This is a genomic window from Nocardia sp. A7, from assembly GCF_046549215.1.
In the GTDB taxonomy this organism is placed as follows: domain Bacteria; phylum Actinomycetota; class Actinomycetes; order Mycobacteriales; family Mycobacteriaceae; genus Nocardia.
The window spans coordinates 477,172-494,234 of sequence record NZ_JAJPWE010000001.1 but is presented as its reverse complement, the minus strand read 5'-3'; the positions used below and the strand labels follow the sequence as shown (position 1 = coordinate 494,234).

The 17,063-nt window shown below is 67.5% G+C and carries 16 protein-coding genes; 10 read left to right on the top strand and 6 right to left on the bottom strand.

The genetic code is table 11. The annotated features are described in order from the left end of the window. Positions 1 to 37: 37 nt before the first annotated feature. A complete protein-coding gene (locus ACLJPD_RS02225) occupies positions 38 to 778 on the bottom strand; it encodes a PH domain-containing protein (RefSeq protein ID WP_410870001.1) in 741 nt (246 codons plus the stop codon). 315 nt (positions 779 to 1,093) lie between these two features. On the opposite strand from ACLJPD_RS02225, the gene ACLJPD_RS02220 reads away from it, so the two are divergent. The 5 genes from ACLJPD_RS02220 to ACLJPD_RS02200 all read left to right on the top strand — a co-directional run bounded on the left by ACLJPD_RS02220 (position 1,094) and on the right by ACLJPD_RS02200 (position 7,354). After that, positions 1,094 to 3,040, top strand: coding sequence for an acetolactate synthase large subunit (locus ACLJPD_RS02220; RefSeq protein WP_410870000.1), 1,947 nt, complete (start codon positions 1,094 to 1,096; stop codon positions 3,038 to 3,040). Beyond that, positions 3,037 to 3,540 carry an acetolactate synthase small subunit gene (ilvN, locus tag ACLJPD_RS02215; RefSeq protein ID WP_019048314.1) on the top strand — a complete coding sequence of 168 codons (504 nt, stop codon included), beginning with the start codon at positions 3,037 to 3,039 and terminating at the stop codon, positions 3,538 to 3,540. Before ACLJPD_RS02220 ends, ilvN begins: the two co-directional genes overlap by 4 nt. Positions 3,541 to 3,615: 75 nt before the next feature. Continuing rightward, positions 3,616 to 4,617 carry a ketol-acid reductoisomerase gene (gene ilvC, locus ACLJPD_RS02210; protein ID WP_410871894.1) on the top strand — a complete coding sequence of 334 codons (1,002 nt, stop codon included), beginning with the start codon at positions 3,616 to 3,618 and terminating at the stop codon, positions 4,615 to 4,617. Positions 4,618 to 4,772: 155 nt separating this feature from the next. After that, complete coding sequence (locus ACLJPD_RS02205) at positions 4,773 to 5,855, top strand: DUF4185 domain-containing protein (RefSeq protein WP_410869999.1); 1,083 nt, start codon at positions 4,773 to 4,775, stop codon at positions 5,853 to 5,855. Positions 5,856 to 5,995: 140 nt separating this feature from the next. Continuing rightward, positions 5,996 to 7,354 carry a DUF2252 domain-containing protein gene (locus ACLJPD_RS02200; RefSeq protein WP_410869998.1) on the top strand — a complete coding sequence of 453 codons (1,359 nt, stop codon included), beginning with the start codon at positions 5,996 to 5,998 and terminating at the stop codon, positions 7,352 to 7,354. On the opposite strand, the gene ACLJPD_RS02195 is transcribed toward ACLJPD_RS02200, so the two are convergent. After that, entirely contained in the window at positions 7,324 to 7,986 is a 663-nt protein-coding gene (locus tag ACLJPD_RS02195) for a hypothetical protein (protein ID WP_410869997.1), read from the bottom strand. The two genes, ACLJPD_RS02200 and ACLJPD_RS02195, sit on opposite strands and share 31 nt — an antisense overlap. Positions 7,987 to 8,095: 109 nt before the next feature. On the opposite strand from ACLJPD_RS02195, the gene ACLJPD_RS02190 reads away from it, so the two are divergent. From ACLJPD_RS02190 to ACLJPD_RS02180, 3 genes are read left to right on the top strand one after another with little or no spacing between them, the layout of a single operon-like run. Continuing rightward, positions 8,096 to 8,821: a TetR/AcrR family transcriptional regulator gene (locus ACLJPD_RS02190; protein ID WP_410869995.1), complete on the top strand. Its 726-nt coding sequence runs from the start codon at positions 8,096 to 8,098 to the stop codon at positions 8,819 to 8,821. A gap of 54 nt (positions 8,822 to 8,875) precedes the next feature. Further along, positions 8,876 to 9,760, top strand: coding sequence for an AAA family ATPase (locus ACLJPD_RS02185; protein ID WP_410869994.1), 885 nt, complete (start codon positions 8,876 to 8,878; stop codon positions 9,758 to 9,760). Then, positions 9,760 to 11,133, top strand: coding sequence for a vWA domain-containing protein (locus ACLJPD_RS02180; RefSeq protein ID WP_410869993.1), 1,374 nt, complete (start codon positions 9,760 to 9,762; stop codon positions 11,131 to 11,133). Before ACLJPD_RS02185 ends, ACLJPD_RS02180 begins: the two co-directional genes overlap by 1 nt. A 1-nt stretch (position 11,134) precedes the next feature. On the opposite strand, the gene ACLJPD_RS02175 is transcribed toward ACLJPD_RS02180, so the two are convergent. From ACLJPD_RS02175 to ACLJPD_RS02165, 3 genes are all read right to left on the bottom strand, one after another. Further along, complete coding sequence (locus tag ACLJPD_RS02175) at positions 11,135 to 11,788, bottom strand: hypothetical protein (protein WP_410869992.1); 654 nt, start codon at positions 11,786 to 11,788, stop codon at positions 11,135 to 11,137. Positions 11,789 to 11,913: 125 nt separating this feature from the next. After that, complete coding sequence (locus tag ACLJPD_RS02170; protein ID WP_410869991.1) at positions 11,914 to 12,360, bottom strand: nitroreductase family deazaflavin-dependent oxidoreductase; 447 nt, start codon at positions 12,358 to 12,360, stop codon at positions 11,914 to 11,916. Between the two features lie 26 nt (positions 12,361 to 12,386). After that, positions 12,387 to 12,842 (bottom strand): carboxymuconolactone decarboxylase family protein, encoded by a 456-nt coding sequence (locus ACLJPD_RS02165; RefSeq protein WP_101466341.1) that lies wholly within the window; start codon positions 12,840 to 12,842, stop codon positions 12,387 to 12,389. A 176-nt stretch (positions 12,843 to 13,018) separates the two neighbouring features. Here ACLJPD_RS02165 and ACLJPD_RS02160 point away from each other — a divergent pair, with 176 nt between their 5' ends. After that, positions 13,019 to 15,475 carry a tetratricopeptide repeat protein gene (locus ACLJPD_RS02160; RefSeq protein ID WP_410869990.1) on the top strand — a complete coding sequence of 819 codons (2,457 nt, stop codon included), beginning with the start codon at positions 13,019 to 13,021 and terminating at the stop codon, positions 15,473 to 15,475. Here the strand turns inward: ACLJPD_RS02160 and ACLJPD_RS02155 are convergent. Continuing rightward, positions 15,459 to 15,983 carry a DinB family protein gene (locus tag ACLJPD_RS02155; protein ID WP_410869989.1) on the bottom strand — a complete coding sequence of 175 codons (525 nt, stop codon included), beginning with the start codon at positions 15,981 to 15,983 and terminating at the stop codon, positions 15,459 to 15,461. The two genes, ACLJPD_RS02160 and ACLJPD_RS02155, sit on opposite strands and share 17 nt — an antisense overlap. Positions 15,984 to 16,073: 90 nt before the next feature. Here ACLJPD_RS02155 and ACLJPD_RS02150 point away from each other — a divergent pair, with 90 nt between their 5' ends. Further along, complete coding sequence (locus tag ACLJPD_RS02150; RefSeq protein WP_410869988.1) at positions 16,074 to 17,054, top strand: helix-turn-helix transcriptional regulator; 981 nt, start codon at positions 16,074 to 16,076, stop codon at positions 17,052 to 17,054. Positions 17,055 to 17,063 lie beyond the last annotated feature (9 nt).

The following is a 17,063-nucleotide window of genomic DNA, read 5'->3' as shown; positions in this document are numbered from 1 at the left end:
GGTGGGCGTCGGCGCGGGTTCCCCGGTTGCGGCCAGCCTACTCCGCCTTCGTATCCGGCTCCGCTTCCGCCTCGGCCCGCTCGGCGGCAAGCTCGGCCCGCTCGGCGGCAAGACGTTCGGCCTCGGCTGTTTCCGCGGCGGCGAACACATCGGGCAACAGTCCGCCGGAAGCTTCGATCAGTTCACGCAGCCGGTCGTAGCCGACGGCAGGCAGCTTCACCTCGGAATCATCGGCGAGCCGAGCCCGCACGTAGCCGCGTTTGGGAATGCTGATCCCCTTGATCTGCGCCCAATCGAGGTGCTTCTTGCCGGTCATCGAGCTCAGATCCAGCCCGGACCCGGACACGGTCGTGTGCGTACGAACCACCCACCACACCGCGATCACCGGGGCGAGCAGCAGCGGCCACAGCGCGACCGGCCACCCGACGAACGGAAAGAACACGCAGAACGCCAGCACCAGCACGCCGATATAGGCCAACCGGGGAACCCCGATCACGTGCACACCCGGCGTGGGGGTGTTCGCCCGACGTGGCACCAGCAACCAGACGATCACCGCGGTGGGCACGATCGTCCCGATCCGCACGCCGAGCGACCAGTCCTGCACCGTCCCGGCGATGACGAAGATCAGGTACGCCAGTACCACCGCCCCGATCGCCGCGAGCCGTCCCGGACTGGCCGAGCGCAGGCCGCCGGGTCGCGACGGGCGACCCGTATCGGTTCCTTTGTCGGTGGTGTGGGACGATTTAGCCGGTGGCACGGACTGATGCGGTGATGACACCCTCCTATCCTCGCATCTTGGTACACGGACCCACGCAACCACTCGAGTCCCACAGAATGGGACCGGAGCGGAAAGCCTGTTTGACTCGACGCAGTACGCGCGCCTAACGTCGTACGTGTGATTCGAAACGAGCTCGTAATCGGCCGGCGCGTCCAGCGTCGAGCCTGACTAGGTAGTCAATACGTCAGCTCGCGTTTGCGACGCGCCACCCTCGAACAGCCATGTGCTGGGCGGGGGCTTTTTTGTGTTCGGGCGAATGCCAGTGGCCCCCTCGGGCCAGTCCGAGTCAGAACCAGACAGTGAGGAACGAAGACGGTGAGTGCTCCAACCGCACGACCCGGGCCATCGGCCCGCAGGTCAGCGCCTTCAGCTACCCCCGGTAGCCCGGCGACCATCCCCGCCCGCCGCCAGGTCGCGCCCGAGCGCGTGACCGGTGCCCAGTCGGTGGTCCGGTCGCTCGAAGAGCTCGACGTCGACACGGTATTCGGCATTCCCGGCGGCGCGGTCCTTCCTGTCTACGACCCGCTGTTCGATTCCGAGAAGGTGCGTCACGTCCTGGTCCGGCACGAGCAGGGCGCCGGTCACGCGGCGACCGGTTACGCGCAGGCCTCGGGCAAGGTCGGTGTGTGTATGGCCACATCCGGTCCCGGCGCAACCAACCTGGTGACCCCGCTGGCCGATGCCCAGATGGACTCGGTTCCGATCGTGGCGATCACCGGTCAGGTGCCGTCGAGCCTGGTCGGCACCGACGCGTTCCAGGAAGCCGATATCTCCGGCATCACCATGCCGATCACCAAGCACAACTTCCTGGTCAAGGACGCCGCCGAGATCCCGCGCACCCTGGCCGAGGCGTTCTACCTCGCCGCCTCGGGTCGCCCCGGCGCGGTCCTGGTCGACATCACCAAGGACGCCCTGCAGGCCCAGACCACGTTCTCGTGGCCGCCGGAGATGCGTCTGCCCGGCTACCGTCCGGTCACCAAGCCGCACGGCAAGCAGGTGCGCGAGGCCGCCAGGATGATCCTGGAGTCCAAGCAGCCGGTGCTCTACGTCGGTGGCGGTGTGATCAAGTCCGACGCCTCGGCCGAACTGCTCGAGCTGGCCGAACTCACCGGCATCCCGGTGGTCACCACCCTGATGGCGCGTGGCGCGTTCCCCGACAGCCACACCCTGAACATGGGCATGCCCGGCATGCACGGCACCGTCGGTGCCGTCGCCGCGCTGCAGAAGTCCGACCTGCTGATCACCCTCGGCGCCCGTTTCGACGACCGCGTCACCGGTCAGCTGGACTCCTTCGCCCCTGATGCGAAGGTCATCCACGCCGACATCGACCCGGCCGAGATCGGCAAGAACCGCCACGCCGACGTCCCGATCGTCGGCGACGCCCGTGAGGTGATCGTCGAGCTGATCGAGACCCTCAAGGCCGACCCGCAGACCGGTGCCGCACCGCTGCTCGAGCTCGGTCCGTGGTGGACCTACCTCAGCGGCATCCGCGACAACTACCCGCTGGGCTGGAAGACCCCCAGCGACGGTTCCGTCTCGCCGGAGTACGTCATCGAGACCCTCGGCCGGCTCGCGGGCCCCGAGGCCATCTACTGCGCCGGCGTCGGCCAGCACCAGATGTGGGCCGCGCAGTTCATCAAGTACGAGAACCCGCGCACCTGGCTCAACTCGGGCGGTCTGGGCACCATGGGCTACTCGGTTCCCGCCGCCATGGGCGCCAAGATGGGCGCGCCGGACAAGGAAGTCTGGGCGGTCGACGGCGACGGCTGCTTCCAGATGACCAACCAGGAACTCGCGACCTGCGCGATCGAAGGCGTGCCGATCAAGGTCGCCCTGATCAACAACGGCAACCTGGGCATGGTCCGCCAGTGGCAGACCCTGTTCTACGAAAAGCGTTACTCCAACACCGATCTCGGCACGCACACCCTGCGCATTCCCGACTTCGTGAAGCTGGCCGAGGCGCTCGGTTGCGTCGGCATCCGCGTGGAGAAGGAGTCCGAGGTCGAGGACGCGATCCGGCAGGCCCAGGCGATCACCGACCGCCCGGTCGTGATCGACTTCATCGTCGGCAAGGACGCCCAGGTGTGGCCGATGGTCGCCTCGGGCACCAGCAACGACGAGATCATGTTCGCCCGCGGCATCCGTCCGCTCTTCGACGAGGACGAGTCGGTCTCCGAACCCGCCGTCATCCACGAGGCGATGGAACGCGAGCAGGCCGCATTCAATGAGCAGGACGCACCCCAGAAGGGTTCTGAAGCATGAGCACGACCCATACGCTGAGCGTTCTCGTCGAGGACAAGCCCGGTGTGCTGGCACGTGTCGCGAGCCTGTTCTCGCGCCGTGGCTTCAATATCGAATCCCTGGCCGTCGGTGGCACCGAGATCCCCGAGATCTCGCGCATGACGATCGTCGTGACCGTCGACGACCTGCCACTCGAGCAGGTAACCAAGCAGCTCAACAAGCTGATCAACGTCATCAAGATCGTGGAGCAGGACGCCGACGCCTCGGTGGCCCGCGAGCTGATCCTGGTGAAGGTGCGGGCCGACGCGTCGGTGCGCACGCAGGTGATCGAGGCCGTGCAGTTGTTCCGCGCCAAGGTGATCGACGTCTCGCCCGACGCGCTGACCATCGAAGCGACCGGCACCCGTTCCAAGCTCGACGCGCTGCTGCGCATGGTCGAGCCCTATGGCATCCGCGAGATCGTGCAGTCCGGTGTCGTGGCCGTGGGCCGCGGCCCCAAGTCGATCACCGCGACCCGCTGAACCTCCCTCAGCAACCTCCGCGATAACTTTTTCCTAACCGCATTCGAGAAGGGACCAACCAAAGTGGCAGTCGAGATGTTCTACGACGACGACGCTGACCTGTCGATCATCCAGGGCCGCAAGGTCGCCGTGATCGGCTACGGCAGCCAGGGCCACGCGCACTCGCTGAGCCTGCGCGACTCCGGCGTCGACGTCCGCGTCGGCCTGGCCGAGGGTTCGAAGTCTCGCCCGAAGGCCGAAGAGGCCGGTCTGACCGTCGGCACCCCCGCCGAGGTCTCCGAGTGGGCCGACGTGATCATGGTGCTGGCCCCCGACACCGCCCAGGCGTCGATCTTCACCAACGACATCGAACCCAACCTGAAGGACGGCGACGCGCTGTTCTTCGGCCACGGCCTCAACATCCACTTCGGTCTCGTCAAGGCTCCGGCCGGCGTCACCGTCGCGATGGTCGCCCCGAAGGGCCCCGGCCACCTGGTGCGTCGTCAGTTCGTCGACGGCAAGGGCGTTCCGGCTCTGATCGCAGTCGATCAGGACCCGACCGGCGAGGGCCAGGCCCTGGCGCTGTCCTACGCCAAGGGCATCGGCGGCACCCGCGCCGGCGTCATCAAGACCACCTTCAAGGAAGAGACCGAGACCGACCTCTTCGGTGAGCAGGCCGTGCTCTGCGGTGGCACCGAGGAACTGGTCAAGATCGGTTTCGAGGTCATGGTCGAGGCGGGCTACGCCCCCGAGATGGCCTACTTCGAGGTCCTGCACGAGCTCAAGCTGATCGTGGACCTGATGTACGAAGGCGGCATCGCCCGCATGAACTACTCGGTCTCCGACACCGCCGAGTTCGGTGGCTACCTGTCGGGCCCCCGCGTCATCGACGCGGGCACCAAGGAGCGCATGAAGGCGATCCTGGCCGACATCCAGGACGGCACCTTCGTCAAGCGCCTCGTCGCCAACGTCGAAGGCGGCAACAAGGAGCTCGAGGGCCTGCGCAAGGAGAACGCCGAGCACCCCATCGAGGTCACCGGCGCCAAGCTGCGCGGCCTGATGAGCTGGGTCGACCGCCCCATCACCGAAACCGCGTAAGGTTTCACCGCGTTTCGAAAGGCCCGTTCGCCACGTGCGAGCGGGCCTTTCGGCACTCTGACTTAACCTGGTGGCGTGACGGAATCAACCCCAGCTCAGCGATTTCGGCTCGAGCCGACTGGGGGTGTGTCATCCGCGTCACGGATCTGAACCCTGTGCCTTCGGCTGACCTCGGTGGCGGCGATCTCGCGATTCCGTTCGAGCTGCCCAACGGCGATGTCGGCTTCATCTGGGGCGACTCGTTCTCCGGGGACGGCCCGTACGGCCCACCGATGGGCGGCATCGGGAACTGGCGTTCCCCGATCATCACTCGCACGTCTGCGCGCGACCCCGCCGAGCCGATCGTCATGGCCACCTCGCCGGGCACCGACGGCCGCCAACTGTGGGACTACCAGCACGACAACGCCGAATACTCCACCGTCCTGCCGTGTGACGCGATGACCATCGACGGCCGGATCTACCTGTGGGTCATGTACACCAAGGGCCTGGCCAACGAGAAGTGGTGCGAGGTAAGGACATCCGACGACAGCGGCATCACCTGGGCGCGCCGCGGTGCGAAGTTCTGGTGCGGCGCCTTCGCCGGCAAGCGGGTCATGATTTCCTGGGCCAAGGACCCGCACAGCGACTGGGTGCACATCATCTCCACCGGCGGCCTGGCCAGGAACAAGGACATGCTGCTGTGGCGCGCGACGGTCGAAGGCCTGCCCGATCCGCACGCCTGGCAGGGCTGGGGCTGGGATGGCGACAACTGGGCCTGGAACCGTGAGCCCACGCCGATCCTGCCCGGTTGGCAATTCGGCGAGATCTGCCTGCGCTATGTCGAGAACAGGGCCGTGATCTCCGGATTCGACGCGGGGGACTACTCGATCTTCGTCAAGGTCGGCGACCGCATCGACAACACGAACTGGATCACGACCCGCACACACCGGCCGGTGACCGGGATGGCGCGCGGTGTCGACACAGTCCCGCGCCTGTACGGCGGCTACATACACCCCTACAGCAGGCTCGAGGACGGCAAGTTCACCCTCATCGTCTCCGAGTGGGCGCAGAACGGGAATCCCTATCGAGCGACCCAGTTCACCTGCACCGGGATTCGCCGGAAGGTGCTGGTCCCGGTACCCGACCCCGAACCGACCCCAGAGCCCCAGCCGACTCCACCACCACCGGACCCGCATCGGACCTGGTGGCAGGAGCTCGTCCGCCGAGTCGACGAGTGGCGCAGGCGGCTCGGTCCGTAGCGCCACTCCCTTGCTGTCGGTCGACAGCGGCAGACTTGCTCGACGAGCCATCCGTGTTTGCTCGCCGCTGGCGCACTCTGTCACCGCATGGTTATCCGCTGGTCCTTGCCGTGGCGGTCCGGTAGCGCGAGACTTGCTCGATGACGACGGTTGAGGATTTCGATCGGCAGGCGGCGGAGGTCGGTAAAGCGGCGCGGAAGCGGGTTTCCCGGACCGCGTTGGGGGAGTGGAAGCCGGAGCCGGGGCGGGAGGACCCGGTGGCGATTCTGCTGAAACAGAACGAGAGCCGCGTGCCGTCGCTGGTGCCGATCCGGATGGCGCGAATGGCGGTGTCGCCGTTCACCTTTCTGCGGGGTGCCGCGGCGATCCTGGCCAATGACCTGGGGAGCGGTCCGGATACGGGGCTCATCACACAACTGTGCGGCGACGCGCATCTGTCGAATTTCGGGCTCTTCGGCACTCCTGAGCGCAATCTCGTGTTCGATGTGAACGACTTCGACGAGACGCTGCCCGGCCCGTTCGAGTGGGACGTCAAACGCCTGGTCGCCAGTGTCGCGGTCGCGGCGATCGACAACGGCTGTTCCGATGAGGACGCGGCATCGGCGGCGGAGGTGACCGCCCGCGGCTATCGCGAGGGCATCGAGGCGATGGCAGAGCAGGACAGTCTCGAGATCTGGTACGACCGGGTCGACTCCGACAAGGTCCTCGAGCTGGTCCAGAAGAAGAAGGGCCGCAAGCTGGCCGAGAAGACGATCGCCTCGGCCAAGAAGCGCACCAGCCTGCAAGCGCTGGACAAACTCACCGAACCCGACGCCGACGGCATTCCGCGGATCAAGAATCAGCCGCCGCTGCTGGTACCCATCACCTCCCCGGACGCGGCGACCGTGCAGGCTCTGTTCGCCGAATACCGGCGAACCCTGCCCGATCACATGCGCGTGCTGCTCAACCGCTACGCCTTCGTCGAGGCCGCCGTGAAGGTCGTCGGGGTCGGCAGCGTCGGCACCCGATGCTTCATCGCGCTGCTGATGGACAAGGAGTCCGGCACTCCGCTGTTCCTGCAGTTGAAGGAGGCAGGCACCTCGGTACTGGCGCCGTATCAGAAGGCGAGCCGATACAAGCATCAGGGACATCGCGTCGTCGCCGGTCAGCGCTTGATGCAGGCGTCGAGCGACATCTTCCTCGGCTGGGCCACCGGCCCCGAAGGCGTGCATCACTACTGGCGTCAGTTCCGCGACATGAAGGGTTCTGTCGATATCGAGAATCTGACCCACCGGCAACTGTCCAACTATGGCGGCCTCTGCGGCGGCGTGCTGGCCCGTGCCCACTGCCGCGCCGGCGATCCGCTGGCCATCGACGCCTATATCGGCGGCAGCGAGAAGTTCGACACGGCACTGAGCGATTTCGCGATGTCGTATTCGGACCAGAGCATGGCCGACTACCGCCTGCTGCTGGCCGCGATCAAGGACGGTCAGGTGAAAGTCGCCGACAACCCGTACTGATCGGCCTCTTTCGGAGCCGACCGATACAGCGCGATTCCGATCGTGAACAACCACAGCATGGTGAGCCCGCCGACGGTCGCCGTGGTGCCCCACCCGTTGGCCGCGTAGAAGTTGGCCGGTGTGTTCCCGAAGAACAGCGACGGCACGAACGCGAAGTTCACCGCCGCGAGCACCCAGCTGGTCACGATGCACCAGCGGGGCAGTAGCCGCGCGGCCGCGATGGCGAAGGCCACGAGGAACAGTCCCTCCAGCAGTCGCGAGACGGTCCCGTACAGGATGTAGGTACCGGTGACGGTGATGGTGGGGTCGATCGGTTCAGGCGCCGCTATCACCGCACCGACCTCTAGGCCGGTCGATACGAGAATGACGGTTAGCCAGGCGGTTCCGGCCGCGGCGGCCAGCGACCCGAACCATTCACGCTCCGGGTCCCGGTGTCGCACCACAGCGGCGAGCCCGCTCATGAACACCACGAACAGCGTGACACCGATCAGTCCGAGCAGGCATCGGGTGAGCACATTCGCGTCCGGCGGTGCCCCCGCGTACACGAAGTACAGCGGTAGTTCGATCAGCGTGCATCCCGCACCCGCGAAGGCGGCTGCTCCGGTGATGCGCTGAATCTGGTTGATGTCCACAGCTGTTCGCCCCTCGCCTCCGAGCGATCCCGCTCGGTCGGAATTAGTATAGATCTTAAACTATAGCCCATATGTTAAGTTGGGGGAACTCTGAACGAATGAGGAGAAGGTGACGAGTAAGCAGCCCGGTCCGGCTCGACCGCGCGTCGGCCGTCCGGCTGAACTGGACGCGGATCGCATCGTCGCGACGGCCATCGCGCTCGCCGATCGCGACGGTCTGCGCGCTGCTTCGCTGACGAAAGTGGCTGCCGCACTGGATGTCACACCGATGTCGCTCTACCGCCACATCGGCTCGAAAGACGGCCTCACCGATTTGATGGCCGACACTGCCTTCGGCCCGCCTCCGGTCATCGGTCCGGCCTGGCGCCCCGCCCTGCGCGATTGGGCGACCGGTCAGCGGGCAGTGTTCGCCCACCACCCGTGGCTGACTCAGATCCCCATCACGGGCCCGCCCCGCGGTATCAACGCCCTCGCGTGGATGGATGCCGGCCTCGCCGCCTTGCGCGAGACCCGCCTGGGCTGGGGCGCCAAGATCGGTGCGATCACCGTGGTCGGCGGCTACGTCCGTCAGGCGTTCGTCACCGACCGTCACATGGCCGAGCAGCGTGGCGCCGAACAGCGCAGCGAGGCTCAATCCCTCGACGTGTACCAGCGCGACGTGTCGACCCTCGACCTGTCCGGCCTGCCCGAGATCGCCGCCCTCTTCGCGGATCAGGCCTTCGCCGAGGTCCCCCCGGACGAGGAATCGGCCGCCGGCGATTTCGCCTTCGGTCTCGACCTCATCCTGGACGGCGTCGCCGTTGCCGTCGTCAAGGCCGAAAAGCCGCGGTCGTAGTCACTGGGACTCGCGTCGCCGCCGGGTGGGCGGCAGTGGATACACTCATTACCGATGAGTAACTTCTTTTCCTCGGTAGACCAGGTGACCGACCGGCTGACAGCGGCCGGTTACCTGCCGTCCCTCGACATCGCGACCGCGGTCTTCCTCGCCGACCGCCTCGGCAAGCCCCTGCTGATCGAGGGCCCCGCGGGCGTGGGCAAGACCGAGCTCGCCAAGGCCGTGGCCGCCGCGGTGAGTGCCGAGCTCATCCGGCTGCAGTGCTACGAGGGCGTCGACGAGGCCAGGGCGCTCTACGAGTGGAACCACGCCAAGCAGTTACTTCGCATCACCGCCACCTCCGGCGAGGACTGGGACAGCACCCGTGACCACGTCTTCACCGAGGAATTCCTGCTCGCCCGCCCGCTGCTGGCGGCCATCCGCAACCCCGACCCCACGGTCCTGCTCATCGACGAACTCGACAAGGCCGACGTGGAGCTCGAGGGCCTGCTGCTGGAGGTCCTCGGCGATTTCCAGGTGAGCATCCCCGAACTCGGCACCGTCACCGCCGTCCGCAAGCCGTTCGTCATCCTCACCTCCAACGCCCACCGCGACCTGTCCGAAGCGCTGAAGCGGCGCTGCCTGTATCTCCATATCGACTATCCGACAGCGGAATTGGAGAAGGCGATCGTCGCGCTCAAGGTTCCCGAGCTGGACGCCGCGCTGGCCGAACCCGTGGTGGCGACGGTGAGCGCGCTACGGCAGCTCTCCCTGCGCAAGGCGCCCTCTATTGCCGAAACCGTCGACTGGGCAAAGACTTTGGTCGCATTGGGTACGCGGACACTGACCGGCGGTGTGGTCCGCTCGACCCTCGGGGTGCTGCTGAAGTACCAGTCGGACCATCGCATCGCCATCGATCGGCTCGGTCTCGACGACCAGGCAGACGGCAGCGTGAAGTGATGAGCCCTTCGCGCTTCGTTCCCACGAGCGCTCGGCTCGTCGATTTCGTCACCCTGCTGCGCGAACACAACATTCACGCGGGTCCCAGCGAAACCATCGACGCGGCAGCCGCGATCGTAGCCCTCGGTGACACCGACCCCCGCGTCCTGCGCGCGGGTCTGGCCGCCTGCCTGCTCCGTCGCAACGGCCAACGCAAAGTCTTCGACCAACTCTTCGACCTGTACTTCCTCGGCGTCTCGCTGCCACCCGCACGCCCGAGCGAGAATGCCGAGGACCTGCGTGAGCGCCTGATCGCCACCCTCGTCCAGGGCGAGGACACCGCCGAACTGGCCCGCGAAGCACTCAACACCTTCGGCGCCTACGGCGGTGCGGGCGAGAGCGCGGGCAGAGTCACGCAGGCTTCCGGTGCGGGCTGGTCGTCGTACCTGACGATGAAATCACTGCGCCCGGATGAGATCTCCGAACAGGTCGCCCGAACCATGGGTGGCACAGGTCAGTTCGACACGGCAGTGCGCACCATCGAGGCCCGCCGCCGCGTCGACCGGTTCCGCTCCGACGTGCAAACCGAGGCCCGCCTGCGTTCGGCGGAACTGCGCGGCACCGACTACATCGCCCGCCGCGGTGTCGAGAACTCCGCGGACCGAACGGATTTCCTCGGCGCCCGTGAACAGGACCTCGCCGAGATGCGCCGCCTCGTGCACCCGCTGGCCCGCAAGCTCGCCACCCGCTTGGCGGTGCGCCGCAAGAAGGCGGTGCGCGGCCAGATCGATCTGCGCCGCACCCTGCGTCGTTCGATGGCCACCGGCGGCGTCCCCGTCGACCCGGTGCTGCGTGCCCGCAAGCGTGGCCGCCCCGATCTCGTGGTGCTGGCGGATGTTTCGGGCTCGGTGAGCGGTTTCGCCGAGTTCACCCTGCAGTTGGTGCAGGCCCTGCAGGATCAGTTCAGCAAGGTCCGCAGCTTCGGTTTCGTCGACACCTGCGCCGAGATCACCCAGTACTTCACCCCCGGCGAGCCCCCGCCGCCCGGTTTCGCGCGCGACATCGTCCGCGAAGGAGGCGTCGCCCGGTTCGGATCCAGCAATTACGGTGAGGTCCTGCAGGGTTTCGTCGACCGCTACCTCGACGCCGTCGGCCCCCGCACCTGCGTGCTGATCCTCGGCGACGCCCGAACCAACCGAACCGACCCGAATCTCGCGGCTCTGCAAGCGATCACGGAGCGAGCGAAAGCGGTCTACTGGCTCAATCCGGAACCCGCGCGCTCGTGGTCGACCGGCGACTCGGCCGCCGAGGACTACACCGACGTCGTCACCATGCACGAATGCCGCAATGTCGCCCAACTCGCCGAGGTGATCGGCCGACTCCTGCCCGCCTGATTCAGCGGTACTTCGTCGTGCCTGCCGAGCCGCGCGAATTGCTGACGAGTTTCGCGAAGCACTCGTCGACGGGGATCGACCTGGCGTCACACCAGGCGTTGGCCGAGTCGGGATCGCTGTAGGTCGTTCCGGCCAGGGTTATCCACCAGCCCTGCAGGTCGAACGTGGCCCAGTCGTCGCTCCAGACCAGTCTCGCCCCTGGGTACTGGGCGCGCATCCGTTGATGTTGGGCGAGGATCTCGCTGCTGGTCCAGTTCACCATCTGCCCGTCGACGTCGGGCGCGACCAAGCCCGGCTGTTTCGCCGAGAGCTGTGGCACCCACCGGTTGGCCACTCCCGCACTGACGAACGGCTGGTCGGCGTCGGCTTGCGCGCGCAAGGTATCGAGCGCTTGGGCATCGGGATCAACCGGCGCGGGCACCGGGACAGGGGCAGGCACCGGTACCGGTGCCGAGGCAGCGATGGTGGCGGCGGTGGGGGCAGGGGCGGCCGTCGAGGAGTTGCGGTCACGTTGCAGGATGATGATTCCCGCCGCGATCACGCCGACTCCCAACGCCACGACAACCACCAGGACCCCCAGAATCCACGGCCACGGTGACGGTCGTTGCGGCGGTGGCATGGCTTGCTGGTATCCGGGATAGCCGGGATAGCCCATGTTCGCCTCCGCTCTCGCAGCGGCCGAACGGTCCCCATCAGGCGCTCGGTCGCCCGTGCCTGCTGAGCAGTCTATGACTGTTCAGCAGGGCATTCAGCTTCCGTTGCCCAACCGACATCCGCACTTCAGGCGCTCAGCCGCACGACGGCGTACTCGCGCCCGGCCTTGGTCTGGTACTTGTCGTAGCGCGGCTGGGCGGCGGTGATGTGTGCCCAGGCGGTTGCCCGCTCGGCATCGTGGAGCACGTGCGGTGTCACCGCGACGGCATCTCCAACGGGTAGCTGGACGGTCGCCTGATCGGGGTTGGCCATCAGGTTGAGGAACCAGTCGGGGTGTCCGTTCTTGCCGCCGGAGGCGACGAGCAGCCAGGACCCGTCGTCGCCGGGGAACCAGGTGATCGGGGTGTCGCGCGGCTGCCCGCTGCGCCGCCCGACCGTGTGCAGGATCAGCACGTCCATCCCCATGAAGGTGCCGTTGCCGCCGCGGATCTTGCGGTTGATCCGCGCGTTCATCCGGTGCTGCATCCAGCGGGAGAACCGGCTGTGTGAAGTGCTCTTGCTATCAGTAGACATGGCCATAGTTCCTTTCACAGGGAGCCTCAGCCCCAGGCGCCGGCGATCTGACGGGTGGTGGCGTTGAGCCGGTTGAACATGTTGGTCACGCCGATCATCAGCACGATCGACGCGAGCTGCTTCTCGTCGAAGTAGCTGGCGGCGCTGTCCCAGATCTCGTCGGTGACCGCCTCGGGGCGGTCGGCCATCCGGGTGGCGGCTTCGGCGAGTTCGAGGGCGGCGCGCTCCTCCTCGGAGAAGAACGGGGTCTCGCGCCAGGCGACCACCGTGGCGAGGCGGTCTTCGCTGACGCCTGCTTTGCGTGCGGTGGTGGTGCCCCCGTGCACGCAGGCGCTGCAGCCGTTGATCTGGCTGACTCGCAGGTGCACCAGTTCGAGGATCTCGCTGTCCACGCCGCCGGTCTCCACTGCCTTCAGTACCTGCTGGATCGGGCCCATCGCGTCGGTGAGGACCATGGCCGGGTTCTTCATCCGAGACTGCATGTCGTTCTCCTTGTTCGTTGCTTCTCCGCTGCTTGCGGTGTGGCCCAATAACAGCCCGTGCGACGCTGGAACAGAATGGCTGTGGGACACTGTGGGACAGCGGAAAACGGCCCTGACCACCGACTTGTCGGTCGGAAGATTTCTGGTCGAGGCCGGGACAACGGGAGTGGAACACGGTGGTTGCGCAACAGCAGACGGCACGGGCACACCCGCAGGACGAGCTCGCTGCGCGCCTGCGACTGATCCAGGAACTGTCCGGCCGTGGCGTGCGCGCCCTGGCCCGCGACACCGGCCTCAGCTCGTCCTCGCTCTCGCGCTACCTCAGCGGCCAGACGGTCCCGCCGTGGCCCGCGGTGCTCGAGCTGTGCCGCCTGGTCAAACGCGACCCGCGCCCACTGCGCCCACTCTGGGAGCGCGCCAACAACCCCCTGCCCGCCCCGCCGAAGACCAGCCGCCAGCCCGCCCCGCCGAGCCCACCGGCCGACGCCCCACCGCCGCCGCGCAACGATCTGCCCCGCGACGTACCCGACTTCACCGGCCGCGAACAGGCACTGGCCGACGTGATCGCGGCTGTACGTTGCGACCGTGTGGTCGCCGTCGACGGCATGGCCGGAGTCGGGAAAACCTCCCTGGCTGTGCACGCCGCGCACCAGCTCACCGCCGAATACCCCGACGCCCAGCTGTATCTCGACCTGCACGGCTTCACCGACGGCCGCCAACCGCTCGACCCCGATGCCGCCCTGCGCGCGCTGCTGGCCGCGTTGCAGGTCCCCTCGGAGCAGGTGCCGCAGGACGGGGCAGTCGAACTGCGCGCGGCCTGCTGGCGTTCGGAGCTGGCCCGGTTGCGCGCTGTTGTCGTGCTCGACAATGTCGCCGATGCCGCCCAGGTCAGCCACCTGTTGCCCGGGGCGGGGGAGTCGGTCGCGATCATCACCAGCCGCAACCGCCTACTCGAACTCGACGAGGTTGTGCCCGTCACCCTCGACGTGCTCACGCCCGAGGAGAGTGCCGAACTGCTCGTGCGGGCCAGTGGCGACGCGCGCGCCGGCAGGCTCGCCAAGGAACCCGAGCAGGCCGCCGAGGTGCTTCGCCTGTGCGGCAACCTGCCCCTCGCGTTGCGCCTGGCCGCTGCCCGGCTCCGGCATCGCCCGGGCTGGTCGATCGGCATCCTGGTGGAGCGAATGGCCGAGGGCCCAAGCGAATTCGACACCGCCTTCGGTATGTCGGTCCGTCAGCTCAACCGCGATCAGCGCCGCCTGTTCCGGCTGCTCGGTTTGATCCCTGGCTCCACATTCACCGACTACGTCGCCGCCGCCGTGGCCGACGTGCCGCTGCGCAGCGCCCGCACCATGCTCGAAGACCTCCTCGACGCGCACCTCGTCCAGCAACCGGCCGACGGCCGCTACCGCCTCCACGACCTGGTCCGCCAGCACGCCCGCCGTGCCACTTTCGAACACGACACCCCCGCCGACCGCGAACGCGCCCTGCACCGCATCCTCGACTTCTACGTGCACGCCGCGGCCGCCGCCGACACCGCCATGCCTTTCCTGTCGCCGACCCGCCCCGTGTCCGCCGGTGCACCGCCGGCGGAGCTGCCGCAGTTCCCCGGCCGCGACGCCGCGTTCTTCTGGTTCGTCTCCGAATACACCAATCTGATGGCCGTGTTCTACGCCGCCGTCGAAGCAGGCGCCGACACCCACGTCTGCGAACTACCGCGCTTCATGCGCGCCTTCTTCGCCCGCCGGTGTGGCACCACACATCTCAATGCCCTGTTCGAGCAATCCCTCACCGCCGCACAGAATCTCGGCGACCCACGCCAACTCGCCGAAGCCCACAGCGACCTCGGTTTCGCCCGCTACAACGCGGGCCGCATGACCGAAGCGGCCGCCGCCTACGCCGCCGCCGCGCCCTTGGTCGTCGCAGCGGGCGACCCGTTGCCCCGGGCCGAACTGACGATGCGCTGCGCCCAATTACGTTGGGACGAAGGCGATATCGAGGAACCGTTGGAATTGTTCCGCCAAGCCCGTGATCTCTACACCACCAGCGGTTGCCCCACGAGCGCCGCGGACGCCATCGCCGGCGAAGCCTGGGCAACCCTCCAACTGGGCCACCGCGACCGAGCCGCCCACCTGGCCCGCGAAGCCCTCGCCCTCCACCCGTCCCAACAGGCCCAGGTCACCCTGGGTGTGGCGATCGCCGCCGACGAGCCCGAACAAGCCCTCGCCCACCTGGACCGCGCCCTCACCCTCGCCCGCGAAGACGGCCACAAACACAACGAAGCCTGGTGCCTGAACTGCCGAGGCGTTGCCCTGCGCGAGATGGGTCGCTACGACGAAGCTCTGGCCGGCCATCGAGAGGCCTTCGCCCTGCTCGACAGCCTCTTCGAACCCCACTGGAAGATCCACTTCCTCAACAGCTACGCCGAAACCTGCCGTCTCGCAAAGTTACCCGCCGAGGCTCTCGAGCTCTATCGCCAAACCCTCACCCTGGCACCGGAACTGGGCCGCCGCTTCGAGGAGGCAAACGCCCACCAGGGCATCGCCGATGTCCTCGACGCGACGGACCCGGCTGCCGCCGTCGAACACCGTGCGGCAGCCGAGTCCCTCTTCGCCGACATCACCCCATCGACTTAGCGCCATCCAGCGATTCCCGGATGATGTCGGCGTGCCCGGAGTGCTGGGCGGTCTCGGTCATGATGTGCATCAGGGCGAGGCGTGCGGTCCAGCGGCCGCCGGGCTCGAACCACGGAGCCTCCGGCAGGGGCTGACTCGCGTTCAGATCGGGGAGCGTGCGCACGAGTTCGTCGGTTCGCGCGGCCACCTGGTCGTATTCGGCCAGGACACCGGCCAGCGTTTCGCCGGGCAGCATCTTGAAGGCGTCGCCCCACTGTGCGATCTGTTCCTCGGTCATCGAGGAGAAGTCGGGTGCTTCCTCGGGCCCGTTGACGATGAAACCCGCCCAATTCGACTCCACCGCGGCCACATGCTTGATCAGACCGCCCAGGCACAGCTCGCTGGCGGTCGTGCGCAGACCCGCCTGCTCGTCGGTCAGGTCGCGGACAGTGAAGCGCAGGAAGTGCCGGTGCTTGGCGAGCATCTCGAGGATGTCGGTGCGCTCGGTGTCGATCAGGGTCTCGGTCATGAGCTGAGTCCTTTGCTTGTCGGGGCTGTGAAACCCAAGGTAGAGCCCATTGCGGCCAGTTTCTGTCCGCAATTGCGAGATAATCGAAAGATGGCCGATACGAGCGCACGCACCCTCCGTCTGCTGTCGCTGCTGCAGACCCACCGCTACTGGCCCGGCACGGAACTCGCTGAGCGACTGCGTGTTTCGGCCCGCACTCTGCGCCGCGACATCGACCGCTTGCGCGAACTCGGCTACCCGGTCGACGCTCGCCCCGGCGTCGACGGCGGCTACCAACTGGCCGCGGGTGCCGCCCTCCCACCCCTGGTCCTCGACGACGACGAAGCCGTCGCCATCACCGTCTGCCTGCAGGCCGGCTCCCAGGGCGCGGGCGACGGCCTCGCCGAATCGTCCATCCGAGCCCTCGGCAAATTGGTCACCGTCCTGCCCACCCGCCTACGCCGCCGCGTCGACGCCCTGCGCGCCATGACCGAATCCACCGCCTGGACCGCCGTCCCCCTCTCGGATGTGGACCCCGCCGTCCTCACCGACCTGGCCCTCACCTGCCGCCGCGAAGAACGCCTCACCTTCACCTACACCGCCGCGGACGGCCGAACCAGCACCCGGGAGGTCGAACCCCACCGCCTCGTCTCGCAGGGCCGCCGCTGGTACCTCGTCGCCTACGACCTCACCCGCCACGACTGGCGCACCTTCCGCGTAGACCGCCTCACCGCCTCCGCGGCCACCAACACCCGCTTCCGCCCCCGCACCCTCCCCGCCCCCGACGCCGCCACTTTCGTCCGCGACGCCGTCGGCGCCCGCCGCTCCGGCTACACCGTCACCGCCGAAATAGAAGCCCCCGCCCCCGACGTCCGCACCCGAGTAGGCCGCTGGTGCACCATCACCGCCCTCCCCGCCAACCGCACCCACATAGAAATGACCGCCGACGACCTCAGCTGGCCGATCCTGTTGCTGGGCAGGGTAGAAGCCGACTTCACCCTTCTCGGCCCACCGGAACTCATCGCACTGGCCCGCGAATGGGGAACCCGCTTCACCCGCTCGACGTCAGCGAGCCCGCCCGACGATCGGTGAGCGGTGCCG

What these genes read in the sequence shown, in the direction of transcription:
- ilvN (WP_019048314.1), top strand. Translation starts at nt 3,037, where the DNA reads ATGAGCACGACCCATACGCTGAGCGTTCTCGTCGAGGACAAGCCCGGT.
- ilvC (WP_410871894.1), top strand. Translation starts at nt 3,616, where the DNA reads ATGTTCTACGACGACGACGCTGACCTGTCGATCATCCAGGGCCGCAAG.
- ACLJPD_RS02200 (WP_410869998.1), top strand. Translation starts at nt 5,996, where the DNA reads ATGACGACGGTTGAGGATTTCGATCGGCAGGCGGCGGAGGTCGGTAAA.
- ACLJPD_RS02185 (WP_410869994.1), top strand. Translation starts at nt 8,876, where the DNA reads ATGAGTAACTTCTTTTCCTCGGTAGACCAGGTGACCGACCGGCTGACA.
- ACLJPD_RS02180 (WP_410869993.1), top strand. Translation starts at nt 9,760, where the DNA reads ATGAGCCCTTCGCGCTTCGTTCCCACGAGCGCTCGGCTCGTCGATTTC.
- ACLJPD_RS02175 (WP_410869992.1), bottom strand. Translation starts at nt 11,788, where the DNA reads ATGGGCTATCCCGGCTATCCCGGATACCAGCAAGCCATGCCACCGCCG.
- ACLJPD_RS02170 (WP_410869991.1), bottom strand. Translation starts at nt 12,360, where the DNA reads ATGTCTACTGATAGCAAGAGCACTTCACACAGCCGGTTCTCCCGCTGG.
- ACLJPD_RS02165 (WP_101466341.1), bottom strand. Translation starts at nt 12,842, where the DNA reads ATGCAGTCTCGGATGAAGAACCCGGCCATGGTCCTCACCGACGCGATG.
- ACLJPD_RS02155 (WP_410869989.1), bottom strand. Translation starts at nt 15,983, where the DNA reads ATGACCGAGACCCTGATCGACACCGAGCGCACCGACATCCTCGAGATG.
- ACLJPD_RS02150 (WP_410869988.1), top strand. Translation starts at nt 16,074, where the DNA reads ATGGCCGATACGAGCGCACGCACCCTCCGTCTGCTGTCGCTGCTGCAG.